General features: G+C 48.1%; 27 protein-coding genes. All 27 read right to left on the reverse strand.

Features of this window, described 5'->3' with window-relative positions; all coding sequences use genetic code 11:
* Window positions 1-22: 22 nt before the first annotated feature.
* Window positions 23-823 carry a tryptophan synthase subunit alpha gene (gene trpA, locus KI362_RS12945; protein WP_301627773.1) on the reverse strand — a complete coding sequence of 267 codons (801 nt, stop codon included), beginning with the start codon at window positions 821-823 and terminating at the stop codon, window positions 23-25.
* A gap of 23 nt (window positions 824-846) precedes the next feature.
* Entirely contained in the window at window positions 847-2,046 is a 1,200-nt protein-coding gene (trpB, locus tag KI362_RS12950) for a tryptophan synthase subunit beta (RefSeq protein WP_301627553.1), read from the reverse strand.
* Window positions 2,047-2,051: 5 nt separating this feature from the next.
* Complete coding sequence (locus KI362_RS12955; RefSeq protein ID WP_301627554.1) at window positions 2,052-2,732, reverse strand: phosphoribosylanthranilate isomerase; 681 nt, start codon at window positions 2,730-2,732, stop codon at window positions 2,052-2,054.
* A gap of 82 nt (window positions 2,733-2,814) precedes the next feature.
* The gene (gene trpC / locus KI362_RS12960) at window positions 2,815-3,621 is read right to left on the reverse strand and encodes an indole-3-glycerol phosphate synthase TrpC (protein WP_301627556.1); all 807 of its coding nucleotides are present in this window, start codon (window positions 3,619-3,621) and stop codon (window positions 2,815-2,817) included.
* Window positions 3,611-4,651: an anthranilate phosphoribosyltransferase gene (trpD, locus tag KI362_RS12965; RefSeq protein WP_301627558.1), complete on the reverse strand. Its 1,041-nt coding sequence runs from the start codon at window positions 4,649-4,651 to the stop codon at window positions 3,611-3,613. The genes trpC and trpD overlap by 11 nt, the downstream gene beginning before the upstream one ends.
* Before the next feature lie 38 nt (window positions 4,652-4,689).
* Window positions 4,690-6,252, reverse strand: coding sequence for an anthranilate synthase component I (gene trpE / locus KI362_RS12970; protein WP_301627559.1), 1,563 nt, complete (start codon window positions 6,250-6,252; stop codon window positions 4,690-4,692).
* A gap of 353 nt (window positions 6,253-6,605) precedes the next feature.
* Window positions 6,606-6,974: a chorismate mutase gene (gene aroH, locus KI362_RS12975; protein ID WP_044479011.1), complete on the reverse strand. Its 369-nt coding sequence runs from the start codon at window positions 6,972-6,974 to the stop codon at window positions 6,606-6,608.
* Entirely contained in the window at window positions 6,967-8,073 is a 1,107-nt protein-coding gene (aroB, locus tag KI362_RS12980; RefSeq protein ID WP_301627561.1) for a 3-dehydroquinate synthase, read from the reverse strand. Before aroB ends, aroH begins: the two co-directional genes overlap by 8 nt.
* Complete coding sequence (aroC, locus tag KI362_RS12985) at window positions 8,073-9,242, reverse strand: chorismate synthase (protein WP_212939239.1); 1,170 nt, start codon at window positions 9,240-9,242, stop codon at window positions 8,073-8,075. The genes aroB and aroC overlap by 1 nt, the downstream gene beginning before the upstream one ends.
* 301 nt (window positions 9,243-9,543) lie before the next feature.
* On the reverse strand, window positions 9,544-10,599 hold the full coding sequence (locus KI362_RS12990) for a LacI family DNA-binding transcriptional regulator (RefSeq protein ID WP_301627564.1): 1,056 nt from the start codon (window positions 10,597-10,599) through the stop codon (window positions 9,544-9,546).
* 43 nt (window positions 10,600-10,642) lie between these two features.
* Window positions 10,643-11,338: an MgtC/SapB family protein gene (locus KI362_RS12995; RefSeq protein ID WP_301627775.1), complete on the reverse strand. Its 696-nt coding sequence runs from the start codon at window positions 11,336-11,338 to the stop codon at window positions 10,643-10,645.
* Window positions 11,339-11,402: 64 nt separating this feature from the next.
* Window positions 11,403-13,496, reverse strand: a complete 2,094-nt coding sequence (locus tag KI362_RS13000; RefSeq protein ID WP_301627566.1) for a methyl-accepting chemotaxis protein — start codon at window positions 13,494-13,496, stop codon at window positions 11,403-11,405.
* Window positions 13,497-13,514: 18 nt separating this feature from the next.
* Complete coding sequence (locus KI362_RS13005; RefSeq protein WP_301627568.1) at window positions 13,515-14,324, reverse strand: histidinol-phosphatase; 810 nt, start codon at window positions 14,322-14,324, stop codon at window positions 13,515-13,517.
* An 85-nt stretch (window positions 14,325-14,409) separates the two neighbouring features.
* Window positions 14,410-15,249 carry a sugar ABC transporter permease gene (locus KI362_RS13010; RefSeq protein WP_044479019.1) on the reverse strand — a complete coding sequence of 280 codons (840 nt, stop codon included), beginning with the start codon at window positions 15,247-15,249 and terminating at the stop codon, window positions 14,410-14,412.
* Window positions 15,249-16,559 (reverse strand): carbohydrate ABC transporter permease, encoded by a 1,311-nt coding sequence (locus KI362_RS13015; protein WP_301627570.1) that lies wholly within the window; start codon window positions 16,557-16,559, stop codon window positions 15,249-15,251. The genes KI362_RS13010 and KI362_RS13015 overlap by 1 nt, the downstream gene beginning before the upstream one ends.
* A 91-nt stretch (window positions 16,560-16,650) precedes the next feature.
* Complete coding sequence (locus KI362_RS13020) at window positions 16,651-17,973, reverse strand: sugar ABC transporter substrate-binding protein (RefSeq protein WP_301627572.1); 1,323 nt, start codon at window positions 17,971-17,973, stop codon at window positions 16,651-16,653.
* A 45-nt stretch (window positions 17,974-18,018) separates the two neighbouring features.
* A complete protein-coding gene (locus KI362_RS13025; RefSeq protein ID WP_301627574.1) occupies window positions 18,019-18,642 on the reverse strand; it encodes a histidine phosphatase family protein in 624 nt (207 codons plus the stop codon).
* A gap of 469 nt (window positions 18,643-19,111) precedes the next feature.
* Window positions 19,112-19,285, reverse strand: a complete 174-nt coding sequence (locus KI362_RS13030; RefSeq protein WP_187375137.1) for a hypothetical protein — start codon at window positions 19,283-19,285, stop codon at window positions 19,112-19,114.
* A 69-nt stretch (window positions 19,286-19,354) separates the two neighbouring features.
* Window positions 19,355-20,161 carry a CheR family methyltransferase gene (locus tag KI362_RS13035; RefSeq protein WP_301627576.1) on the reverse strand — a complete coding sequence of 269 codons (807 nt, stop codon included), beginning with the start codon at window positions 20,159-20,161 and terminating at the stop codon, window positions 19,355-19,357.
* A gap of 18 nt (window positions 20,162-20,179) precedes the next feature.
* Window positions 20,180-20,623, reverse strand: coding sequence for a nucleoside-diphosphate kinase (gene ndk, locus KI362_RS13040; protein ID WP_216479334.1), 444 nt, complete (start codon window positions 20,621-20,623; stop codon window positions 20,180-20,182).
* 122 nt (window positions 20,624-20,745) lie between these two features.
* Window positions 20,746-21,720 (reverse strand): polyprenyl synthetase family protein, encoded by a 975-nt coding sequence (locus KI362_RS13045; protein WP_301627579.1) that lies wholly within the window; start codon window positions 21,718-21,720, stop codon window positions 20,746-20,748.
* Window positions 21,717-22,583, reverse strand: a complete 867-nt coding sequence (locus KI362_RS13050; RefSeq protein ID WP_301627581.1) for a menaquinone biosynthesis protein — start codon at window positions 22,581-22,583, stop codon at window positions 21,717-21,719. The genes KI362_RS13045 and KI362_RS13050 overlap by 4 nt, the downstream gene beginning before the upstream one ends.
* On the reverse strand, window positions 22,564-23,190 hold the full coding sequence (locus tag KI362_RS13055) for a UbiX family flavin prenyltransferase (protein ID WP_301627583.1): 627 nt from the start codon (window positions 23,188-23,190) through the stop codon (window positions 22,564-22,566). The genes KI362_RS13050 and KI362_RS13055 overlap by 20 nt, the downstream gene beginning before the upstream one ends.
* Window positions 23,191-23,192: 2 nt before the next feature.
* On the reverse strand, window positions 23,193-24,059 hold the full coding sequence (locus KI362_RS13060; RefSeq protein WP_301627585.1) for a UbiA-like polyprenyltransferase: 867 nt from the start codon (window positions 24,057-24,059) through the stop codon (window positions 23,193-23,195).
* A gap of 3 nt (window positions 24,060-24,062) precedes the next feature.
* Complete coding sequence (locus KI362_RS13065) at window positions 24,063-24,776, reverse strand: demethylmenaquinone methyltransferase (protein WP_301627587.1); 714 nt, start codon at window positions 24,774-24,776, stop codon at window positions 24,063-24,065.
* 10 nt (window positions 24,777-24,786) lie between these two features.
* Entirely contained in the window at window positions 24,787-25,656 is an 870-nt protein-coding gene (locus tag KI362_RS13070; protein ID WP_301627589.1) for a heptaprenyl diphosphate synthase component 1, read from the reverse strand.
* A 330-nt stretch (window positions 25,657-25,986) separates the two neighbouring features.
* A complete protein-coding gene (locus tag KI362_RS13075) occupies window positions 25,987-26,529 on the reverse strand; it encodes a hypothetical protein (protein ID WP_301627591.1) in 543 nt (180 codons plus the stop codon).
* Window positions 26,530-26,558 lie beyond the last annotated feature (29 nt).

The raw sequence follows: 26,558 nt of genomic DNA on the forward strand, positions 1-26,558 counted from the left end.
TCTATCTCTTTAAACTTTCAACTTATCGTATCTTTAATTGTGCCACAAAGTCTCGAATTTGCAACAGCCCCTGCTCCCGCAGCTCCTTACTTTTCAAGAGCGGCAGACTTTCCTCGATCTTTCTGACGATGGCGCTGCCTACTACGGTGCCGTCACAAATCTTTGCAAACCGCTGGACCTGCTCTCCGTTAGAAATACCGAAGCCTACGGCAACCGGAAGATCCGTTCCTGCTTTAACCGAGGCAATGAAGTCATCGACACCCTTGTGAAAATCGCTCCGTTCTCCCGTTACGCCTAAGGAAGATACGCAATACACGAATCCTCTGGCCCGGGACAAAATCAGCGAAATTCTTTCGCTTGAGGTTGGAGCGACGAGCGGAACAAGCAGGATACCATGCTCATCCCCAAGGCGCAGCACCTCTTCCGATTCCTCGAACGGCAAATCCGGAACGATCAGCCCGCTGATACCCGCTTGACGAAGTAAAGTGAAGAACTGCTCCAATCCCATCTGCAGCATGGGATTATAATAGGTAAACAGGACAAACGGCATGGTTACGCCACGATTTCGCGCTTTTTTCGCCGTCTCCAGACATGTCTCGATCGTAATCCCATGCACCAGCGCACGCTCGGATGCCCGCTGAATAACCGGTCCGTCAGCCAGCGGGTCAGAATAAGGCACGCCAAGCTCTACGATATCTGCCCCGGCCTGCTCCAGCTGAAGCAGAATGTCGACTGTAGTATCGGGGTCCGGATCACCGACCGTAATAAACGGCATCAGCGCTGTCTCTCCGGCTTCACGCAGACGGCGGAACGTCTGCTCCATCAAATTGTTGCTGACGGCTTCCTTCACAGCTCTGCACCTCCTTCGGTATAAGCCATAATGGATTCAACATCCTTATCCCCGCGTCCGGACAAGCAGATGACGAGGATCTCATCCTGCTTCATCTGCGGAGCCAGCTTGGCAACCTGTGCCACCGCATGCGCCGACTCTAATGCCGGAATGATGCCTTCCAGCCGGCTGAGCAATTGCAGCGCTTCAAGGGCCTCCTGGTCGGTGATCGGGTAATATTCGGCCCGCTGTATATCCTTCAGGTAGGAGTGCTCGGGGCCAATCCCCGGATAGTCCAGTCCGGCCGAGATCGAATGCGCCGGCAAGACCTGCCCGTAAGCATCCTGAAGCAGGTAGCTCATGGAGCCTTGGAACACTCCCTTTGTTCCCTTCGTCATCGTCGCCGCATGGTAATCCGTATCGACGCCTCTCCCTGCAGCCTCAACACCGACAAGCCGAACGTTGCTATCCTCCACAAACGGATAGAACATCCCGATGGCATTGCTTCCGCCGCCTACCGCAGCAACCAGCATGTCAGGAAGCCGTCCTTCCGCCTCCAGAATCTGTCTCCGCGTCTCATCGCCGATGATCCGTTGGAAATTGCGGACCATCATCGGATAAGGATGCGGCCCTGTTGCGGAGCCCAGAATATAGAACGTATCCTGAACATGGCTGACCCAATAACGCAGCGCCTCATTACAGGCATCCTTAAGCGTCCTAGTGCCTGACATGACCGGCACAACCTCCGCGCCCAACAGCTTCATGCGGAAGACATTCAGCTGCTGTCGCTTGGTATCCTCCTCGCCCATGAATACCTTGCATTCCATGCCCAGAAGAGCGGCTACTGTAGCTGTAGCTACCCCGTGCTGTCCGGCGCCTGTCTCGGCGATCACCTTCTGCTTGCCCATCCGCTTGGCCAGAATGCCCTGTCCAATTGCATTGTTGATTTTATGAGCACCGGTATGGTTCAAATCCTCGCGCTTCAAGTAGATCTTCGCCCCGCCCAGATGCTTGGTTAAGCGCTCTGCATAATATAACGGGGTTTCACGACCGGAGTACTGCTTCAGCAAATAGCCGATTTCCTCCAGGAACTCGGGGTCATCCTGGTATTTTCGATACGATTGCTCCAGCTCGATCAGTGCATTCATCAACGTCTCAGGAACATAACGACCGCCGAACGGGCCGAATCGTCCATGCTCATCAGGTACCTGCTTCACTTCGCTCACCGCCGCTTCACCCTTTCCACAAAAGCTGTTATTTTAGCGGGGTCCTTGACCCCGTTGCTTTCCACGCCACTCGATACATCCACGCCATCCGGCTCAAGTTCGTTCAGCACCCGATGCACGTTGTCCGGATGAAGTCCTCCGGCAACCAGAAACGGGATGTTCGAATTTTTCGCCCAAGCCTGCAACGGCTTCGCCGCCTCCCAGGCAAAGGTCACTCCTGCGCCGCCGCCATAGATCGGATCATAGGCATCTACCAGCAGCCCGTCAATGACCTCTCCGTAAAGGTCAAGATCATCCGCATCCCCCACTCCGTGCAGACTGCCATCTGACTTTACGGACAATGCTTTGATCACCTTGACTCCGAACCGTTCCTTCAGCTCTCTGCACAATGCCGGGGACTCCTGTCCATGCAGCTGCACAATATCCAACCCGGCTTGCTCCATCACTTCAGCCATGTGCCTCATATCGGGATTTACAAATACACCGACACTTTCCGGTCTGTATGTACCGGTCCATTCTCCGAGCACCTTCATCAGCCCTGCTGCTTGAACAGGACTGACTTGCCGCTTGCTGCGTGCAAACACGAAGCCGATATAATCAATCGGCAAGTTTATCATAGATTTTAGCACTTCAACGTCCTGAAGTCCACAGATTTTTACCTTTGTCTCCTTACTCACTTGCCATGCCCCCCATACTGCACCCAGGTTCACTTCCGTGCAACGCCGTCCCTGCTCTCGCTTTCCTTATCACAAACTCCATTCATTCCGCTCGATTACCTTTAACCGGTCCCAATAAATCATGAATCGCTTCTCCAACCTCTTCTCTTCGCATAAAGGTTTCCCCGATCAGCACGCCCTTTGCTCCGGCTTGTGTCAAATAAGCTATGTCTTCCTTGCTGGAAATCCCGCTCTCGCTAATCAGCGTAACATCTGGTGGAACCAGTGCAGCCAACGCGGCGGTTGTTTCAAGCCGGGTCTCAAAGGTCTTCAGGTTCCGGTTGTTAATGCCGATCAGCTTCGCATCACCCAACGCGAGCGCCCGTTCCAGTTCTCCTGCATCGTGAACCTCCAACAGCACATCCAGTCCAAGTCCTGCAGCAATATCCATATAGGCGCGAAGCTGCGAGTCCTCCAAAATTGCCGCTATCAGCAGGACAGCGTCAGCTCCGATGAGTCTTGCTTCATAAATTTGCCGTTCATCAATTATAAAATCCTTGCGGAGCAGCGGCACGCTGACTGCATTGCGGATCGCTGTCAGGTAAGCATTGCTGCCCTGAAAATACGCTTCATCCGTCAGCACCGATATGCAGTCAGTCCCGGCTTCTTCATAGCTCAGCGCTAGCTCTACCGGCTGAAAGTCCGGTCGAATCAACCCTTTGGAGGGCGAAGCCTTCTTTACCTCGGCAATCAGCCCCAGCTCCCGGCGGCGCCCTGTCGTCAATGCCTTATGAAATCCCTTTGTCGGCGGAAGGGCAGAAATGGCTTGCTCCGCTTCCCGAAGCGAAAAGGATTCCGCCAGCCGTTCCACCTCAACCCGTTTGGTTGCAACAATTTGATCAAGATACATAGCTGAATTCCTCCGTTGTCTGAATCAGTTGTTCCAATTTGCCGAGCGCGCTCCCGTTGTCGATCGCTTCTGCAGCAAAGAGAATGCCCTCCTTGATGCTCTCGGCCTGGCCTGACACATAGATGCAGGCCCCGCTGTTCGCAAGCACGACATCCCGGTATGCCCCCCGTTCTCCCTCCAGCACTCTGCGAATGATGGCCGCATTCTCCTGTGGGCTGCCGCCCAGCATGTCAGACAATCCGTATCTGCGAAGTCCGAGCGCCTCCGGCGTCAATTCGTAAGTCTTAACCACACCGTCTTTAAGCTCGGAAACCTTCGTTGCCGAGGAGATGCTGATCTCATCCAATCCTTCCGCACTGTTGACAACAAGCGCTCTCCGTGAGCCAAGTTCCCGCAATACGCAGGCGATCGTCTCCGTGCGCGAGCCATCATAGATCCCGAGCAGTTGGCGGTCCGCACCGGCCGGATTCGTCAATGGGCCCAGCATATTGAATACGGTCCGCACCCCGAGCTCCCGGCGGGGGGCTGCGGCATGACGCATGGATGGATGATAGACCTGTGCGAACAAGAAGCAGATGCCGATCTGATCCAGGCAGCGTCTCGCCTGCTCCGGACTCAATTGAATGTTGACGCCGAGCGCCTCCAGCACATCGGCACTGCCCGAACGTCCTGACGCCGAGCGATTGCCGTGCTTCGCGACACGTACCGAAGCCGCTGAAGCCACGATCGCTGACACGGTCGAGATATTAAACTTGTGGATGCCTGAGCCCCCTGTGCCGCAGGTATCGAGCAACGGGCCGATTGGCGCGTCTACCCGGCTTGCATACTGCCGCATCACCTCGGCAAATCCGGTGATCTCCTCTACCGTCTCCCCCTTGATTCGCAGCGCTGTCAGCAGCGAGCCGATCTGAGCAGGTGTCGATTGTCCGTCCATAATGGATTCCATGACTCCCCTTGCCTCTTCCCGGCTCAGATTTTGACCGTCAATCAGTTTTGAGATTCCGCTTTGAATCGCTTCTTGTGCATTCATCTTCCTTCCTCCTGTTCCTAGTCGTAATTGGATATCGGTCAGCTCCGCGGCTGGTATTCATACAGATAGTCCTGATTCACTGTCGAGTCATTCTTCTGTTGCGGCGGAAACATCTCTTCTGCGGTTCGTATCGCAGTCAGCAGCGCCTTGGCTTTGTTCACGGACTCCTGATATTCGTTCTCGGGAATCGAATCCCAGACAATACCTCCGCCAGCCTGGACATAGGCCCTGCCTTGCTTGAACACAATAGTTCGAATCGTAATACAGGAGTCCATATTGCCGGAAAATCCAAGATAGCCAATGGCCCCGGCATATGTGCCGCGCGATTCATTTTCCAGTTCCGCGATAATCTCCATCGCTCTCAGCTTGGGTGCGCCGGATACCGTACCGGCTGGCATACAGGAGAGAAAGGCGTCGAAGAAGTCTTTATCCTCACGAATCTTGCCTGATACCTTGGACACCATGTGCATCACATGAGAATATCGTTCGATCTCCATGTAGGAATCACATCTGACCGTTCCGAATTCGGCTACCCGCCCCAGGTCATTACGGCCCAGATCAACCAGCATCAAGTGCTCGGCGCGTTCCTTCTCGTCCTGCAGCAGTTCTTGCTCCAAGCGTTGATCCTCGGCATCTGTCGCTCCCCGCGGTCTTGTGCCGGCTATCGGCCTCGTCTCAACGCGCTCGCCCTCCACCTTGACAAGCACCTCAGGGGAAGTGCCTACAATGATCTCTTCCCCGAGCTTCAGGTAATACATATACGGCGAAGGATTCATCGTGCGCAGCACCCGATAGACATGAAGCGGATCAACCTCGGTCTCGATGTGAAATCTCTGGGACAATACCACCTGGAAAATATCCCCTGCCCGGATGTACTCTTTGCCTTTTTCCACATTGGCAATGAACTGCTCCTTGGTCAGATTCGATTGAATATTCCCCAGATCCACCTGCCGCGGCACCGGTCTGCGGTTAAAGCTTTCTCCAGGTCCTTCTTCCTGCAGCAGGGCAGCCATATCGTCGAGCTTACGTTCGGTCTTCGCATAAGCCCGGCGGATATCCTCATCCCTGTCGCCCTCCTGAATATGCACATTCGCCACCAGCAAAATATGCTGTCTCACATGGTCGAATACAATCACTTGATCGCAGAACATAAATTGCATATCTTGCATATTCAGATCGTCACGGCGATGTGCCGGGAGCTTCTCATAATACTGGAGCAGATCATATCCGAAAAATCCGATGGCTCCGCCTGTGAAAGGAGGAAGATCAGGAAGCTCGGGACTGCGGTAGCCCCGTAAGATTGCCTTAAGCTCATCCACGGGCTTCTCGGATTGGAGCGTCGACTGGACGCCCTTCTTCTCCAGAATCACCTCCCCCTTCTTCACCTTCATAAGCAGGAAAGGATCGGTACCGATGAAGGAGTAGCGAGCCCATTTCACCCCGCCCTCTACACTTTCAAGCATAAAAGCATAATTCCGTTCGGCAATCCGCCGAAAAATGCGGATAGGGGTTTCCATGTCAGCAAGCAAGGTGCGGACGACTGGAATCAAATTATATTCTTTGGCCATCCCGATCACTTGCTCCACTTGCGGCGTTGTCATTTCGCTCACTTCCTTCGCGGATATTGAAAATCTTCGGTATATAACAAAAAAACCTCTACCGAAGTAGAGGTTTGCTTTTATCGCAGATTATTCACGTATGATGAACATATAAGGAAACAGAACCATGGACAATTTCTCCAGAACAGATAGGCAAAATACACCTGTCCCCTGGATTCATCCTCTGTTAACCCGGCCCTATAGCCGCTGCTCATCATGATCTCAACTCTGCTCAACTCAGCTAAACTCAACTCTACTCGGCTCTAATACTCACTCATCACAGACTAGCATGCCCTATGGCCTCAAAAATCTTAAAACTAATATACCTTATGCCAGCTGCTTTTGGCAACAGGGAATTACTTGACGCTCAGATCTGGACGGAGGCTCTGCGCCTCGTTCAGGTACACATGATGCATTTCCCTCTGGCCTTTGTTCGTGTTAACCTGCACCAGCAGCCGTATACATTTCGGCAGACTTCCCTTCACCGGAATTTCGGTGGAGCACATCAACGGAACCATATCCCAGCCGCTTAAGCCGCGGATGGCGCGAGCCGGGAAGGTCGCGTCCAAATCCGGTGTGACCGTGATCCAGACATTGCTGATATCTTCGGGAACAATTTCATTCCGCTTTACGATTTCTTTCAATAATTCCAAGGTAGCTGATAACATTTCCTCTTCTTCATTACGGGCAATCGTCGTCGCCCCGCGAATCCCCCGGTTATACACGGCGGTCGACCTCCTTCAATTCACGGATGACCTGACGGACTTCATCCAAGGTCACATCCGGAACAATCTCTACAGTTCCAATCTCCCTAGGCAGTACAAAGACAAGCTGCTGGGACACAAACTTTTTATCATGCATCATAGCAGCAATCAGCCGCTCCTCATCCATGTGCTCGGGAAGGGCTACAGGAAGTCCGAACCGCTGCAGCAAATTCTTTGTCTCCTCATAAAGCTCAGTAGGCGCGAATCCCCGATTGACAGCGATTTTTGCGGAAGCTGCCATGCCGATGGATATCGCCTCACCATGCAACAGCTCTCCATAGCCGCCAACCGCTTCAATCGCATGGCCCAGCGTATGCCCCAGGTTGAGGATGGCCCGCAGACCAAGCTCCCGCTCGTCTTTGGATACAACCTGAGCTTTGATTGCACAGCCCATCTCCAGACCGTAACCAAGCGATTCGGGCTTGAGATTCAGCAGCTCCTCAGCATGCTCCCTGCACCAAGACGTAAATGCCGCGTCCCAGATCAGGCCATGCTTCACCATTTCAGCAAGCCCGGCGCGAATTTCACGAATCGGCAAGGTTTGCAAAGTACCCAGATCGTATAATACCATTTCAGGCTGGTAGAAAGCGCCAATCATATTTTTCGCGAGTCTGTGGTTGACTGCAACCTTGCCGCCCACACTGCTATCATGCGCCAGGATGGTTGTCGGCACCTGAATAAAAGGTACTCCCCGCATATAGGCAGCGGCGACAAACCCGGCCAAATCCCCTACGACTCCGCCGCCAAGCGCCAGAACAGACGAGCCGCGGTCCAGTCCGCCTTCAATCGCAGAGGTCATAACCTCCTCGAATACCGTCAACGACTTCGACTTTTCGCCGGCTGCAACCACCGCATGAACAGTACGGTATCCGCTTGAAGCCAGCGAAGTGGTCAGACGCTCCAGATACAACGGCCCCACTTGATCGTCGGTTACGATCAAATGCGGACTCTTCTTGCTAATCCCAAGCTGCTCCAGATATTCGCCGGCTGATTCAAGCAGGCCGGAGCCAATATGAATCGGATACGAGCGTTCGCCCAGCTCAACCGTTAACGTACGCATTAGTAACTCTCCAGCTGAGCCAGGTAGCTTTTCACATTCCGTTCGATTTCCTCCAGCGAGTCACCGCCGAATTTCTCCAGAAATGCCTTCGCAACCTCCCAGGCTACTACATGCTCAAGCACGACGCTGGCCGCTGGCACTGCACATGCATCCGAACGCTCCACCTGGGCCGCGAACGGCTCCTTCGTATCGATATCTACGCTTTGCAGCGGCTTATACAACGTCGGGATCGGCTTCATCACACCGCGGACGACGATCGGCATTCCATTCGTCATACCGCCTTCAAAGCCGCCAAGCCGGTTGCTGGCCCGATGATATCCGCGTTCTTCACTGTACAGAATTTCATCATGCACCTTGGAGCCAGGCAATCTGCCCGCCTCAAAGCCAATCCCGATCTCCACGCCCTTAAAGGCATTAATCGACATCACGGCTTGGGCAATACGTCCGTCAAGCTTGCGGTCATATTGTACATGGCTTCCCAGGCCAACCGGCACGCCTTCGACAATACATTCGACGATCCCGCCGATGGAGTCTCCTTCTTCCTTAATCTTGTCGATATAAGCCTCCATCAGCTTCTCTGTCTCCGGGTCAACAACCCGTACCGAGGAATTCTCGGTCTTCGAGATCAGTTCATCAATCGGAAGCTGGTGCGGAGGGGCTTCGATCTCGCCGATCCGGATAACCTGACCGGCAATCTTGATGCCGAAATGGCCCAACAGCTGCTTGGCAATCGCGCCAACGGCTACCCGTATCGCTGTCTCGCGAGCACTGGAGCGTTCAAGTACATTCCGCAGATCCTTCAGATTATATTTAAGTCCTCCGTTCAAATCCGCATGACCTGGACGCGGACGATGAACCCGCCGCTTCTCTTCATCTGTGCCGGAGATCGGTTCGATATTCATGATATTGCGCCAGTGAGTCCAATCATTATTGGCAACCACCAATGCGACAGGCGCACCGGTCGTCAAGCCGTGGCGGACTCCGCCGACAATCTCAGCCGTATCCTTCTCGATTTGCATGCGCCGGCCTCTGCCATAGCCTTTCTGACGACGGGCAAGCTCAAAGTTCAAAGCCTCGAAATCCAGCTTCAAATTGCTGGGCAATCCTTCAATAATCGCGGTCAGCTGGGGTCCGTGCGTCTCCCCGGCCGTTAAGTAACGTAGTGTCATGGATGCGTTCCCCCTTTAAACTGTTAAACTGTAAAGAGCTAAAATCCGATAATTCTTCTGATCATTATAATATTAGTTGCAATGTCTTGTCACGCATGTTTCCGTAAAAAACAAGAAAGCTATAATTTTAGCACGCTGGAATATAGGGTAGTGAAAAAGAAGATCGCCACAACCCTACCCGGTATGGGTGAACTGCTGACGATCTTCTTTATTTGCACTAATCTACATCATTAACTCCTCTTAGAGGCTTTTGGTTGTCTACGCGACCGCCACTGCCGAGACTTATAGAGACCTTCTTTTGTCAGATAAAACTAACTGTAGAACGATTTGTAGATTGCCGTTCAATAATTTCTGAAGGTAATGTCACACTTTTGTGTACCCAAGCCGGTGGTTTCGAATCCATTAATTCGCTTAGCAATTGAACAGCTTCGGTTCCAAGTGCTGATGGATTCAGGTTTAAGCCAGTGATGGATGGTGCGACTTTGTCTAAATATGTAACGTTATTGAAAGTCAAAATACCCACATCCTCCGGCACTCTCATTTTTTTGTTTTGACAATACTTCAATGTAATTAAAGATGCAATGGGCTCCATTGTTATTATTGCATCGAAGCTCACTTCTTCCTCAATAGCCTTGTCCAGGGCTTTTGTTATATCCAATTCTTCATTGTCACAATAGATGATATTGGTAAAGTCGGTCTCTTCGCTTTCCTCAATAGCTCTCTGATAGCCATGAATACGGTCATAAGTAAAATCTTGTTTTAAATCGGGGGTCAGAAACAATATTTTACGGTAGCCCTTATCCAGTAAGTACTTAGTCGCCATATAGCTATCTCGTATATTATCGTTGTGAACAGAAAAAACATTCTGGTTCAAGCTGCTTCCTATCATCACAAACGGAACATGACTCTCCTGCATACTCTTTAGCAATAAATCCTTGTCCGAGGAGAATATGCTGGTAAAAACAAATCCATTAACTTGCTTCTTCTTAAACAAGTCTATAGACTTCTCAATCAACTCTTCAATGTTATAGTACAGGGAGAATTGAACATTGTAGTCAAACTTCTTCACTGCATCAGAAATTCCGCAAAGTACGTTGCTGAAGAACACATTGTCAAGCATATCCTTTGGATCCCTAGCGATTGAAAAGCCTATTGTTCCAGATTTATCATTTGCTTGAGAATGCACCGGCACATACTGAATTTGCTCCATGGCGGATAAAACCCTTGCTTTTGTTTCACTTGCAATATTACCTTTTTGCGTAATAACTCTCGAGACAGTTGCTGGCGAAACTCCTGCCAGAAGAGCTACATCTTTTATAGTAGAGATTTCAATCACCTCTCCAAAAAATGAGTACATTAAAGATATTACTCTTTATTTTATAATGAATATCCCGTTGAATCTAGTTGAGTTTCTTAGAGAGATTGAATAAATTGGATATTTCTATTGACAATACGTCTTCAAAATTGTAAATCCTGTTTATTGCACTTACAATTTTGTTCTCCCGGGGCAATTTAACGCTTAAGCGAACAATTATGGTTTTCGATTTTTCTTCCGTCTTGTTGTTTGACTGAACCAGCAATTCGTGTATCTGTATTCCCTGTTCATCTAGTTCTTCTACAATTTGCCCTAAAGTTCCTTGATGATCATACATTTTTATATTCATTTCATGTCTTCTGTATTTGCGGAGTATATACTTCTCCCACTTCTGGAATACGAACAAGCTGACTAGTACGAGCAAAGTGACAAGAACTGCCACATAATAGAATCCAGCCCCAACACAAAGACCAATCCCCGCCACGACCCAGATTGAGGCTGCTGTCGTTAAACCGGAAACAAACGATCCTGTTCGAATAATAGCACCTGCCCCTAAAAAGCCAATACCAGTGATAACCTGAGCAGCTAGCCGGGCCGGGTCCATTCTAACATTGGATTCACCGGCAAATTCTCCAAATCCATAAATAGATAACAACATAATTGTCGCAGAACCAACACAGACAAGTATATGGGTTCGAAATCCAGCTGCATGATTATTAACTTCCCGTTCAAAACCAATGATCCCGCCCAGCAATAAGGCTATTAATATCCTGATCGTCATATCCAAGTAAGTGATATGCCATACACCTGAGCCTATATCAAACACATGTCTCCCCTGCCTTTCCCTATTCACTCTCCTTATTTCTTGTTTGGAATAGTTTTAATGATTCTTTCAGTTTTTGTGACAAATCCTCAAGTTTGCGGGAGAGACCGACTAGCTTCTCGCTGCTGCTTAATTGCTCGGATGTGATCGAAGCCACCTCCTCAGAAGCTGCTGATGACTGCTCCGCTACCGCGCTCACATTACTTATTGACTCCGACAAAATTAACTGTGATTGATTCAATTCCTTAATTGACGAAATAGATGACTTATTATGCTCAATAAACAAGTCCATTTTCTCCCGTACATGATCAAATATAGTTGCAGCTTCCTTAATTGAACGAATCTGTTCGTTTAACAACGGAGATGCTGTAAGGAGCAATTCAACTGTCGCCTCAACTTCATTTCGAATATCGCTGGTAATTGCCTGTACAATACCAATAGACTCCTTCGATTGATCTGACAGATTGCGTATTTCATTGGCGATGACCATAAATCCTTTTCCTGCTGCACCTGCCCTGACTGCCTCAATCGACGCATTCAAAGATAATATGTTCGTCTGCTGCGTCATCGTCTTTAATACTTCCAATATTTTATGAATTGAAATGGTACTTTCCTTCAACCGATCTACTTTACCGACCATAGAGCTTGTCAGTTCTTCCGTTGTATTGGTCTTTGAGATGAGGTCGTTCATATACTCTGTTCCCTGACTGCTAATTAAATACACTTGGTCAGCCGACTCTTCCATTTTTGAATTAAAATCAATTACTTTATTCATACTCAGGCCAATGTTCTCGGCATAAGTCATCTCTCTTTCCGCCTCGATCGAAAGCTCCATAGCCCCTTTTGCGATTTGTTCAATTGCTGAAGCCACTTCTCTCGCCATCTCAGAAGTCTTCTCAGAAACCTCAGACAATTCAAAAGCAGTATGGAATACATGCTGTGCGGAACCATCGGTTTTGGTGACTAATAGGGAGATTTTCTCCATCATCCGGTTAAAACTCTTTCCCAGCTTGCCTATTTCATCTTGTCCTTTAAATTTTGTACGTACCGATAAGTTCCCTCCCTCTCCCTCCTCCATTAAGGAAGAAAGCTGCTGCAAGGGTTTCCCTACCATTCGAAGTACAAAAAAACCGATAGCGATACTTAATAACGCAGAAATGATTATGATACCAATAGTAACTGTAATAATACTACTCGTCTCTTGAACCAGCTCACTAACCGGTGCTACACCCACCACCATCCAATTGGATAGTTCATTGCGCTTGTACACTACAAGCTGAGTCTTGCTCTGCTCATCTTTAATAAAGATGGATCCCCTGTCTTCTTCTCCATGACCGGTATCAAATATACGGAGTGATGATTTACTTTCCAGTAAACTTATATCCTCAATGTGAGCAATATTGTTGTCATTGCCGATTAACATAATCCGGCTCGATTCAGCCAGAGAGATGTTCGCCAGAACATCTGTTAATGCCTGATCCCTGACTTCAAACAAGATAATATATTCTTTCTCTGGATTATTTAGATTCTTTTGTAGTCGTCCAATCATCATCGTAGGCTCGGAATTCAGATCAAATAGCCCCTTCTTCTGAGCAGGCATATATACGACTTCACCATTCGCTTCAATCACTTGGCTGAGCCACGAATGGTTATCATCAGTCAAATTCAGTGAGCTTGCACCCTTTGAACTCAATAGCTTTGTTTTATCCAAATTTTTCGGGACAAGTCTCACCGAGAACAGCCTTTTATCTGCCGCAACTATACTGTTTAATCTCTCAACAATATTATTCGTTAACTGGTTCTTCCCGGCAGTGGATAATCCAGGCTCATTATAGGCAAGCAATTGTCCAATGAGTTCTTGATCTACCATTAGCTGTCTAGATTGACTCTCGTATACCCCAAATAGAAAATTTAATTTATCTGAAGCTTGTTCAATCGTTTGCAGAGACGCAGAAGCAACCTTCTTTTTAATAATACTCTTCGATATTGAATAAGAGGCCACTCCAAGAGTCGATACGAGCACAACAATACTGCAAATAATTATCAAAAAAAGCTTTAGTCCCACTGATTGATTGATGACGCTGAAGGGCCGTACTCCTGATAACCTCTTCTTCATAAATACCCTCCAGATTTATTAAGATTTGAGATCCAAGTAATAAGGATTGCGTTGTCTGAAAATAACCCATCTTCTAAATCCAATTTGCGCTAATGTGTTACGTACCTTCTCCCACTCGTTTCCGACCCGCAAAGGATCATGAGCATCTGAGCCAAATGTAATCTCCACTCCATAATAATAGGCCTGCTCAATCACATTGATAGATGGATACCAGTCCTCTGGGGATTTTCGGAATCCTCCAGTATTTACTTCTAGGGCAACTCCTCTTTGGGCCATAGTCTTGAGCAGCGGCCCTATATAAGGCGCATATAAATTTTGGAACGACTCATACCCCCGATTAAACCTGTCCATATGTCCAATGATATTAACCCATCTACTCTGAACAGACAGTTGCATTAACTCAATAAACCTTTTGAATTCCTCGTCCCGCTCTTCTTCAGAGGCGGTGCTCCAATCCACGCCCTTACTCACAAGCGAGGGAGAAGTAAAATGGATCGACCCAATGACATAATCAAGCGGAAAGCTGCTATAAGAGTGATCATATAAGTCAATGTGTTCCTTAAAGATATCCGATTCAACACCAATTAACAGTTCTATTTGATCCTTGTATTTCTTTTTTAAATAGTAAGCTTCTTCTACATATTTAAAGAATTCACTTTTTCCCATCGCTAGTTTCGGAAAAGGCTTGTCCTCATCTGAAAAAAAGTACGGAGAATGATCGGTTATTCCAAGAACTTTCATACCTCTTGAAATTGCGATTTCTATATAGTCCTCCAATGCGCCGCTTGCATGTCCGCATCTTTCGTGGTGTGTATGTAAATCAAACACAGCTTCTCCTCCAATCTCCTTCTACGACAAGATACAATTCAGAGATTTCTCGCGAGCACAATAACCTCGCGAGCTCTCTTACGGACTATCCTTTATCAGCACCAGCGGTCAACCCTTCCACTAAGAAGCGTTGGAAGAACATGAACACTAGTGTAATAGGCAGTGCAACTAATACACATCCAGCAGCAAACAAAGTAAACTGTGTTGAAAATTGACTGCTTACCATGTTGTATAATCCGACTGCCAGCGTCTGCTGCTCCTTGGTTCGAAGCACCATTTGAGCGAAAATAAAATCATTAAACGCCCCGGCAAACGAGGTTACCGACAAATACACAATTAATGGCCTCGATAGGGGGACAAAAATTCTAAAGAACACAATCCAGTGATTGGCCCCATCTATTCTGGCCGCCTCTTCCAGACTCCGTGGTATGGTGTCGAAATAGCCTTTTACCAGCAAATACCCCATAGCTGCCCCGCCTGAATAGACAAACATCAAAGCAGAATGCTTATTCAGTAAATTCATATTTAACAACAAAATGTAAACTGCAATCATACTCATAAAAGAAGGAAACATATTCAGAACAAATAGTCCCGACATCAAGCTTTTCCGTCCACGGAAGCGGAAGCGTGAAACAGCGTAACCGGTCAGCAGTACAAAGAATGTACTGCATACCATGGATACAATCGCAATTTTGAGCGTATTCATATACCATTGTGCAAAAGGAAACTCTCTAAAAAGCTCTAAATAATGCTCAATGGTAAAACGTTCAGGCAGCAAATGCTCGCTGTATAGCGCAGTTCCTGGCCGGAAAGAGGCTAATACAACCCATAAGGCAGGATAGATCGTAACGATGGCAATGACAATCAGGAGTAAATGGTGACTAAAGTCGCCCACAATTTTTTTCAACTTCGCTGCACTTATCATCAGTTAAGATCCTCCTCTTTAAATGAGCGTGTCCGCCGAACATTCCAGATCGACAGAGTTGCCAAGATGATAAAGATTATGATACCGATGACAGATGCAAAATTATAATTACCTTGGTTCATCGTAAGGTTATATAGCCATGTAATCAGAATGTCTGTATTTCCCGCGAATTGATACTCGCTGTTAGCCGGGTTGCCGTTGGTTAATAGGAAAATAGCACTGAAGCTATTCACATTGCCGGCAAACATACCAATTAGGATCGGAGATAAAGAATACATAACGCTTGGGAATGTGATCATTCTAAATTTTTGGAAGGCAGAGGCTCCATCAACTTCTGCGGCTTGATACAATTCTTTGGAAATTGTAGTTAGTATTCCGATGATCAACAGCATCGATATTGGATAACCATGCCAGAGGTTAACTAATAACACGGTTACCTTTGCCCAGGTAGGGTCAGAGAGCCAGGATGGTCCCTGAATACCGATCCATTTCAAATACTGATTAATCGGTCCAAACTGAGAATTAAACATGTTGCGCATAATTAAATATGAGACAAAACTCGGAATCGCAAAGGGCAAAATATATATCGTCCTCCATACGGATTTGAGTCGTGTTCTGGTGCTCTGCACCAGAAGCGCCACGCCAAATCCACCGAAGAATGTCGATACCGTAGCAAGAACCGCCCAAATAACATTCCATTTTAGCACCCCGTAGAATGTATTTGCCCATTTGTTCAATGTAAACAATTGTTTAAAGGCATCAAAGCCAATCCAATCTATCAAATTAGCGGGGGGTAAATACTTAGGCGACGAATAGTTAGTAAAAGCAATCATGACCGAAAATACAAGCGGTAGAACGGTAAAGAAGAACACAAAAAGAAGCGGTACAGAAATAATCAGCTGCGGAAACCTATGCTGACTAACATATTTCAATGATTCTATAAATTTATGAGGTCGAATTCCTTGTTCAAGGGACTTCCCGACTTTATATGCATCTTTAATGTTAGCAATGTATACATAGCCAAACACAATAAGCCCGAACAACACAATCAATCCTTGAACAATCAAGAAAATGGAATGATCGCCAGGAATCATCTTATATACTTTTCCAACCAGTTCCAATTGCTGAGCCTTTTCGCCCAAAGTAATGATGCCCCATAATGCTTCTTTTAAATTAAAGACAATGTAATATAATCCCAAGCCGTGTAATAAGAGCATTAGAATACCCTTTATGTATTGGCGATTATAGATTTGTCCCAGTCCCATTGCAACGACGGAGAGAATGGATGCCGTCTTCCTGTTGGGTTTCATTATCAGTATTACATCTCCTTCAAGTTAAGCAATTATCCATTTTGAAGAGGATAACTGCTTAACTTTTATGTTATCTACTACAATCCGAGAATCACTTAGCGCTTTGCTGTTCAATGCCTGCCTTGATGTCAGTAACAGCCTTGTCCAGTGTCGTCTTTACATCGGCGCCTTCCCAGATTAATTCCAAGGCAGCAGTCATCGGTCCCCACATTTGAGTCGCTGGAAGAATATTGGGCATCGGCTGAGAGTTTTTAATTTGCTCTGTAAATGCTTTCACTACCTCATTACCAGTAATTTCAGGCAGAGAATCCATGCCATTAAGCGACGGAATGATCCCCGTTAATTCAAAGTTCTTCATTGCAGCTTCTTCTGTAGTGGCAAAATGAATAAATAATTTAGCTGCATTCGGATATTGGCTGAATGAGCTTACATAATAAGCTTTTACTCCAGAGAAACTGATAGGCGTCTTGCCGTTTGGCATCGGAGGAAGAGGAACCGCCCCAACTTCAAATCCCAGCTTTTCCTTCGTGAAGTTTCCCAATTGAGCTACTCCATCCATATTGATCGGCAATTTCCCGGTTTGGAACAGGTTAGTTTTTACGTCTGCGGTTGCATCGACACCTTTAATCGGAAGAGCTGCTTTTAAGCTTTGGAAAAATTGCATTCCTTCAATAGCGCCATCGCTATTCAAACCAATATCGTCCGGGTCCGTTCCATTGTTTCCAAAGATATAACCCCCGCTCCCCCCAATCCAAGAATAGTTATAATAAAAATCCGTCACCTGCCACATAAAACCAAACTTATTGTTAGCTACATCGTTATATCCTTTAGCAAATTCGACAATGCTGTCCCATGATTTTAGAACCTCCTCATCAACAAGCTCCTTGTTGTAATACAAGAGGTAGGTTTCTACATTACGAGGGTAGCCATAGATCATACCGTCCAACGATACAGCATCCACCAGTTCCTTAGGGTAGTTGGCTATTGTTTCTTCTGCATAATAATCATTAGGCAGTAAAATGCCAGAAGCTACCGCATCGCCTAAGGTATTATGAGGCATAACCAATATATCCGCGCCCAGGCCGGCAGGGCCGTCAGTTTTCAACTTTTTCCGTTGTTCCGTAGCTGGAACCTCCTGAAATTCGACCGGAATATTATATTTGCTTGTAAACTCCTTCGCAATCGCTTCAATGAAAGGCTGCTCATCCTTACCTTCCCAAATGACCAGCTTTGCACCAGGCTCCGGTACTAAACCTTCATCTTCACCATTCACTGATGTTGATGACCCATTCTCGGACGAAATGTTATTGCTTGCATCGGATGTCACTGAATTGCCAGAGCCCGACGAGCATGCAGTAATAGAAAAGACTAAAACTAATGCAGTCAACAAAAGTGTAATTTTTTTGAAATTCATTATAAAAAACCTCCTAATTGGGCCTTGTTATTAAGTGAATAAGATTCAATCAGCTACATGTATTCCTAGATGTTCGGTAAAAACTTCGGCAGACTCGCATTTACCATCAGCTCTCATCGTGAACTTGACAATACCGGCATTATAGACCGGAATCATATCACCTGGATTAGCAATTTGCTTCAAGTCCGCAGTAGATTGTCCATGCCCAACAACAACAATGTTCTCGTCAGTCCCTAGTTCTGGAGCAATATGCCTATCATAAAAAGAACGAACTCTAGCTCTTACCGCACGTTGATCCTCCGGCCATACCGGCCACCACTGCTTACTTTTATCGTGTGTATGTATAAACCTCACGTTGTCGTAATCGCTTTCAATTTGGTCGCATCTTAGCCAGTTATAATCCCGATACTCTGTCCATTGATCCAGAAACATCTCAGACATTTCGGGAACCAGGATCACCGGCAAGTTGCAGGCACGTGCAAGAGGCAATGCTGATAGAAGAGCTCTTCGAAGCGGACTAGAAAATATGACCTTAACTTTAATATCCTTAAAGTACGTGGGTATTTGCTGAGCTTGCCAATATCCTATTTCAGATAGCTCACAATCTGCTCCGCCTCCTTTTCCGATATTCATTGTTGATTGTCCATGTCGGATTACGTACAAATTCAACGTACAATTCCCTCCCTTCTCCAAATGGAATACTTCAAGTGAAATTAGATTCATATTTATTTCATAGTATTTCATATTTATTTCACTTGATACTTTCTTATTTAATCACATATACCTTTCTTTGTGAAGCGCTTTTTTACATAAAAAACCCTAAAACATCAATATTCGTTTATAATAAACGTTAGCATAGTCTATATTGACATAAATTATGAATAAATTTGCGAAATGTTTATAAGATATTTCATTATCATTCAGAAATAATTCCATAAAAAATTACACTTGGATTACATGACATATACTTTGGGGTGGTTTTTATCTAGGGGAATTCTGTTTATGATGCTCGCTGAAAAAATCATTTGTGTGATCGGCTGCATAAAGATAAAAAACCCGTTTCTGCAGGAATACTACCTGCAAAAACGGGTGGTTAAAAAAATATGCAGCAAGGAAATCGGCCCGGAATACCGGAAGATTAAGGATGTCCTGACGCATGCTGCTGCTCATCCAATAGCTCACGCCGCTTGTCGCTGTAGGATTGCTCCAATATTCCTGACAGCTGTGCCTTTTCGAGCCCCAGCACCTGAGAGCACTCCTGCAGCGTCAATAATCCTCTCCGGTAAGCATCAATGACCTTTCTCTTATCCATATATGCCCTGCCTCCTATTGACCCTGTTGTTCGTCATTATGGGATAACGAGAGGAGGAATATACAGCGGCTAGGCTTTTTTACGATAAAAGAACGTATCGGCAGACTCAAATCCGTATTGCGAAGGCGAGAAGATCTGTTCAGTGCTTCCGACGAATAAAATGCCCCCCGGGCGCAGCGCTCCTGCAAACTTGTGATAGAGCTGATGCTTTGCTTCCTCTGTAAAATAAATCATTACATTGCGGCATACGATCAGATCAAAGCCCTCTTCGAATTTGTCCAGCAGCAGATTTTGCTTCTTAAAGTTCACGGCTTTCTTCACCTTCTCGTCAAAGCGGAACATCGCTCCGTCCTGTGTGAAGTATTTCTTCGCAATCTCCTCGGGAACATCCTTCAATGAACGCTCCAGATATTTGCCCTCTGCGGCTTTTGCCAGCGCCCCTTCATCAATATCCGACGCCAGCAAATATGTACTATGGAGCAATCCCTTCTCAGCCAGAATCATGGACAGCGTATACGGCTCCTCTCCTGTTGAGCAGGCCGCACTCCAGATGCGCAGCTTGGGGGTTCCGGATTCAGGAAGCAAGGACGGAAGCACCTTGTCCCGAAGCACCTCCCAACGATTCGGATTCCGCCAGAACTCCGAAACATTGATCGTCATCTTGTCCAGAAATTCATAGAATAAAGGCTTGCTCTGCATCATGGCTGTGTAAAAGGCATCAAATGAAGGAAAGCCGTTCTTGTTGCGCAGCGTAGTCAGTCTGCGTTTCATTTGGGCTTCCTTGTATTGGGCCAAATCTATGCCTGTGCTCTTCTTGATACTTTGAATAAATCCGAGATAGTCCGGATCCATCTGAATCTGTTCTTCCGGCAGCATCACATTATCCCCCAATCATTAGACCCAAGTTGCAATACTTTTAGCGTAGAGCACGAGCTCCGATTCGTCAAAAAAGTTGGCGATCTCCCGCTCCGCACTTTCCGGACTGTCCGAACCATGAATCAGATTGAATGGCGTGTGAGCAGCGTAATCACCGCGAATCGTGCCTGGCAGCGCTTCCGTTACTTTCGTCTTGCCGATCACCATTCTCGACAGCTCGATAATATCGTCGCCTTCCCATACCATGGCAAATACAGGCCCTGAGGTAATGAATGTAATCAGGCTGTCGAAAAAGGGCTTGCCCTCATGCTCGGCATAATGAGCTTTTGCCTGCTCCTTGCTAACGGTCACCAGCTTCCCCGCCACCAGCTTGAAGCCCTTCTTCTCAAACCGGCCAACAATCTCGCCGATCAATCCGCGTTGAACGCCATCCGGCTTCACCATCAAAAAAGTCCGCTCCATAACTAACCTCCGTCTCACTTGTCAATATACTGAAGCATCCGCCTACCGGCGAAGGATAAAGATCAACCGTAGTTTACCAGAAAAAAAGAGAGCTGATAAGGAGTTTATCACTTTTCACTTTTCTAGTAAGAACGTTTGTTAACAAACAGAGCGATCTCCTTCAAATGCGATTTCGCCTTGCACTCCGGCAGCCCTTCCAGAGCATTAAAGGCCTTGGCGATAAACCGGTCAGCCAGCTCCTCGGATTGGCGTATTCCCTCGCTCCGGCGAATCATGTTGATGGCTGAGGAAGTATCAGCCGTTAGTCCGGCAGCGCGGATTTGCTCCAGCTCTGCAAGCAGCGGTGCTCTCAATCCCTCTTCCTGCAGCGCATAAATGACCGGCAGCGTAATATTGCCTTGTCGCATATCGCTTCCCGGCGGCTTGCCGATGGTCTTCTCGGTGCCCAATAAATCCAGCAGATCATCCCGGATTTGAAAGGCCATGCCTACATTATAGCCATAGCGGTACAATCGGTGATGAACTGATGATGGCGCGTCGGCAGCCAATGCTCCCAACTGGCAGCTGATTGCGATCAATAGCGCCGTTTTGCGGCGGATACGGAGCAGGTAATTGCGCACGCTTTGATCCGTATTGAAGAAATCACGGATTTGCTCCATTTCCCCGATGGACATCTGAACCATCGCCTTGGCCAAAATCCGATGCAGCTCCGGGTTCTCCAGCGTAGTCGCCATCATCAATGCCTTGGCATAGATGAAATCCCCCGTGTACATCGCAATTTTATTATCCCACTTGGCCTTTACCGTGGGCTTGCCGCGTCTTGTCCCCGCATCATCAATGACATCATCGTGAACGAGGGATGCCGAGTGAATAAGCTCTAGCGGAACCGCTACATGCTGCAGCTTGTTCAAATCGTAGTCTCCGAACTTTCCGCCTAGCAGGACAAACACAGGGCGCAGCCGCTTCCCTCCCGCCTTCAGCAGGTGGAGAGAAGTCTCGCTCAGCAGGTCCTCATCGCCTTCGATGCTCCGGTACAATTGCTGCTCAATAACATCCATATCTTTTTTTAGTGCGCCGAAAATGTCCAATAATTTCATTCTTTCACCCGTATCAGCTTATTGTCATTCCATATGTTCATCCGGACCTCGTGATCCAGCAGACCCAATTCTCTGGCATAAGCGAAATACAGAGCCAGCCCGGCCTGACGGTGTTCCGGGAAGTCGTAGCGCAAGTTATGAAAATAATGATTCCAGTAAGATGCTGTGCCGCCGATTTGAGTCATCGCCTCATCTGCAAGCGGCTTAAGATTAGAAAGGCTTTTCGCTTTGCTGGTCTGGAACGCCTCACACACGGCGGAGACAAACTCCGGATACTGCTCGGCAAGAGAACGCTGCACCGCCCAGACGGCAAACGTCATGCTGTACCCGGTCCACTCCCTCCAGACTTCCCCCAAATCCGTGACGATATAACCGTGATCCTTCCAGGAGGCCTGGATCGCATGATCCCCGATCAGCAGAGCCGCGTCGCTGTTCTCTATCATTTTCTCCAGCACGGGCTCGCTGTCCCAATATGTCGGCTTACCTTCATAGGCCCGCTCCATAATGATCTTGAGCAGGTTCACCGAAGTCGCGGAAGTATTCGTCAACGCAAATGTTCCGTTCCGAATTTCCTTTAGCGGTTTGCGCGAGAAGACCAGGATCGAGTGGACAGGACCATCTGTGCTGACGGACAAATCCGGCAGGAGCAGAAGCTCTTCCGATCCGTAGCCGTAGGAGAAGGAGGAGACTGGTGACAAGTCCAGCGTGTGCTCAAGCATGCGCCGGTTAAGCCTGGAAGGAACTTCAGTCACCAGGCTGGCCGGCAGCGGGAGCCTACTTGCCTCAAAATAATGAAATACGGGCCAGACATTGGTATATTTGATCTTCCCGATGAGGATATCTTCATTCTCTCTGATGTTCATTGCGATCCCCCCATCTAGTAAACAGTGAATGTTCGATTCGAAGTGTGTCCAGCACCTTGCCGACCAGAAAACGAACCAGATCCTCTATGGATTGAGGTCCGAAATAAAAGGCCGGCATAGCCGGTACAATAGTAACTCCCAGCCGGGCCAGCTTCAGCATATTCTCCAAATGAATAGCGTGCAGCGGTGTCTCGCGGGGAACCAGAACCAGAGGCCGTCCTTCCTTCAGCATGACATCCGCAGCCCGGGTCATGAGATTATCGGAGATTCCGTTAGCAACCGAGGCCAGCGTGCCCATGGAACAGGGCATGATGACCATTGCCTCCACAAGGAAGGAGCCGCTGGCAATCGTGGCCCCGATATCGCCGGCCGGATGGTAGACGAGGGAGCCGCTGGCGGCTTCAAAATGCTCGCTCAGCATACGCTCCCGCTCCGCAGCGCTCCAGCCCAGCTCCTCATTCAGCACCCGCCACCCCGCATTTGAAATGACCAGATGAACCTGATAACCAGTATCGAGCAAAGCTTGTACTAATCTGATTCCATATATGGAGCCGCTCGCACCTGTTATTCCGACAACAATCTTTCTTTGACCATGGTTATTGCTCAAATTTACTGCACCACCAGATCAATCAGAGTAAAGGAAAAGACGACGATGCTAAGCACACCGTTCATGGTAAAGAAGGATGTCTGCAAGCGGCTAAGATCCGCAGGAGACACAATATAGTGTTCATAGAACAAAATCAGGTAAGCGATAACCATTCCCGCGATGTACCACCAGCCAAGCTGACTTAATAATAGCAGTCCAATAAAGCCGATAGCGGTGATGATATGGAACGCCTTGGCAATCTTCAACGAATTGGCCACTCCAAACCGGACCGGAATGGAATTCAAGCCTTCCTTGGTGTCGAACTCCACATCCTGGCAGGCATAGACGATGTCAAAGCCGGCAACCCAGAACACAATCGTTCCGAACAGGACCCATGCCGCCGCGTCCACCTTGCCTGTAACTGCTACCCAGCCGCCGAGCGGCGCGAGGGCGATGGTCAGTCCCAGGACAATATGGCACAACCATGTGAAACGCTTGGTAAAAGAGTAGAACACCAGCATGACTACTGCGATTGGCAGCAGCTTCATCGATAAGGAATTAAGCTGGGAGGAAGCCCAGAACAAAAGTGCAAAGGATGCAATAATAAAAATAATAACTTCGCCGATCTTCAGAAGTCCGGCTGGGATCGCGCGATTTGCAGTCCGCGGATTCTTGGCATCGCTGGCCCGGTCAATCAGACGGTTCAGGCCCATCGCCGCGCTGCGGGCCCCGAACATCGCGATGAGAACCCAGCCGATCTGTGCCCAGGTCGGCATCGAATGGTTGACCGTAACAGCGCCGAGCAGCGTACCCATAAATGCAAATGGAAGAGCAAAAACCGTATGCTCGAATTTTATCATTTGCAGAAAAATACCTATTTTCCTAAACATACTCTACTCCTTCTTGCCAATATGCAATGCGGCAATACCGCCGGTTAATGCATATGCTTCTACTTCGGCAAGTCCGGTCTCCCGGAATATATCCGCCAGTTCTTTTCGGCCCGGGAACTGAACAAGCGAATCCGGCAGCCACTTGTATTGCTCGTATCGCTTGGCAATCAATCTTCCGAGCATCGGCAGCAAATGCTTGAAATAAAAATAATAAATTCCTTTGAACGGCTGCCAGGTCGGTTTGGACAGTTCCAGACATACAACCATTCCGCCCGGCTTGACGACCCGCTTCATTTCCTGAAGCACCTGTCTCAAGTCCGGCACATTGCGGAGCCCGAATCCAATTGTCGCATAATCGAAGCTGTTATCTTCGAAGGGCAGCGCCATGGCGTTCCCTTGAATCAAAGTAATATTCGACTCTATTCCCTGCTCCTTAATCTTCGCCCGGCCAATCTCCAGCATATTATCGCTAAAATCCAGACCGGTAATCGGTCCCTGGCTTGTCTTCGCCATGCTGATGGTCCAGTCGCAGGTGCCGCAGCACAGGTCGATCGCTGAATCCCCATGCTGCATATTCATTTTGTTCATTGTGAATTTGCGCCAGGCCTTATGCCGCCTGAAGCTTATAATATCGTTCATGATATCGTATTTGGGAGCGATGCTCTCGAACACCGAATGAACAAACCGCTCTTTTGTCTCCGCCTGGTTGCTGTTCATGTCCAAGACCTCACCCTTCCTGTATCATCTGACGTTCCGGCGCAAGCGCCATTTTCACCGGTTCGAGCACGGCAGCAAGCTCAGCCCGCAACTTGTCTCCCTGACATTCTCCAATCAGCTGCTCCACCCTATCCGCCGAATGACCCAACATCGTCAGAAGCTGTTCCCTGATCGTATACTTATTGAGCAATTGATGCCATTCCCCTGGCCCAATACTGTCTCGCGAAATTCGCTCCTTGTCCTCTGCTGTAGCCGATTCCAACATTTTCAGATAGGCGAAGCCTTTTCGTTCTGCAGGCGACGTTACACTCTGCTTGATCTCTTCCATCACAACCTCACAATGGCTGAGCTCCTCCAGCAGCAAATCCCAAACATTCCGCACCGATTTATCCATCTGTTGAGAAAAAGAAAGGAACAACGTCATTTTTAGCTTAACACGTTCCTTCACATAGGCTTCAGCCGGAAGCAGCATGCGCTTCAAGCTATTATATAGGCGAACCTTCAGCCGGTTCACTTCGCAAATGGCCGCGCTCATGGAATTCACCAGGCGAATCTGACCGCTATGCGCCAGGAGCTGATAGAACACGCTGCTGAAGTAATCTCCAGCAAGCACTTTCAACTGGCGGGAGCGCATTTCCTTTTCTTCCTTTTGCCTGTCTTCAACATCAATCATGTCATGCGTATCCAGACCTAACTGGACGAGGAAAGCCGCCAGCGGACCGGCCTCTGTCAGCTGTCCGGAGTGCTGTTCCCGATGGTTCAGGAACGTATAAAGCAAACGAACACGGGGTACCGGAAAATCCGGAAGCTCCGTGTGAGTAGAAATCATGTCGTAGTCGACATATTTTCGAGCCAATTCGGTTATGTGATCAGGTCTCATCATCTGCCTCCGAGCTGCTATATAAGGACATTCCTAACCGATTAAGTTCGTGTTCAAAAAGTCAGGTTTTTAGCACCGAGAAGGTTGCGAGAACCCGAAGAAGGAGGAACGGAGTGTAGGCAGAACCTACATGAGCAAAATGCTTCCAAAGGAAGCATGCCTCGTAAGCATCCGCTCGGACTTCGAGGGTGAACGCAAGATTCGACGCCGAATCAACGCCTTGGAACACTTCGTGATCAAAAGCTGACTTTTTGAACTTCCTCTTTAAGCTTCAAGAATGTCACAATCTTGTCTATTATAGCACATGTTCATATGGAGCGCACTGTACGATCAATAAGGAATATGCTCCTTCCAAAGATGCGTCGCCGTGATTCTGAACCATCGGATTAGTGATGGCGAAAGCTCCTCTTGACCGGAATTCCGAAGCTCCTCCAGGGCCTGTACCGGCCAGGCTCCCCGGCGGACATCCGCTGCTAGCAGTAAGTACCTGGTGCCAAGCCATTGATCCTCGGCAATCAGCCTTAGCAGCAGCTGGTCGATGTTGGAGGTATCCTCCATAGCGAATGAGATGACTTCCGCCATGCTCTGATACAATTGCTGTTTATCAAATTGTTCCTCGGCTACCCGCAGATCGATCGAAAGAATTTGGCCATTCAAGTCCACCTTGGCAATCCGTACCGATAATTCAAGCGAGGCCAAGCCGTCCACCAGATTCTCATCGGTCAGCACGAGGGAGGAAGCAGGAGCAACGACAGAAGCAGCCGAAAGGGCACCGCCCTTCGGCAAAGCTCCCCCCGGTCCGATTAACCATGCACATAGCATGACAGTGCTGAAGGCAAATAACAATGACCGGATCAACCATTTCTTGTCCATGGGCTGCGCTCCCTCCGTCCAATTAACCT

It is taken from the genome of Paenibacillus apis, assembly GCF_018333295.1.
Lineage (GTDB): Bacteria > Bacillota > Bacilli > Paenibacillales > Paenibacillaceae > Fontibacillus > Fontibacillus antibioticophila.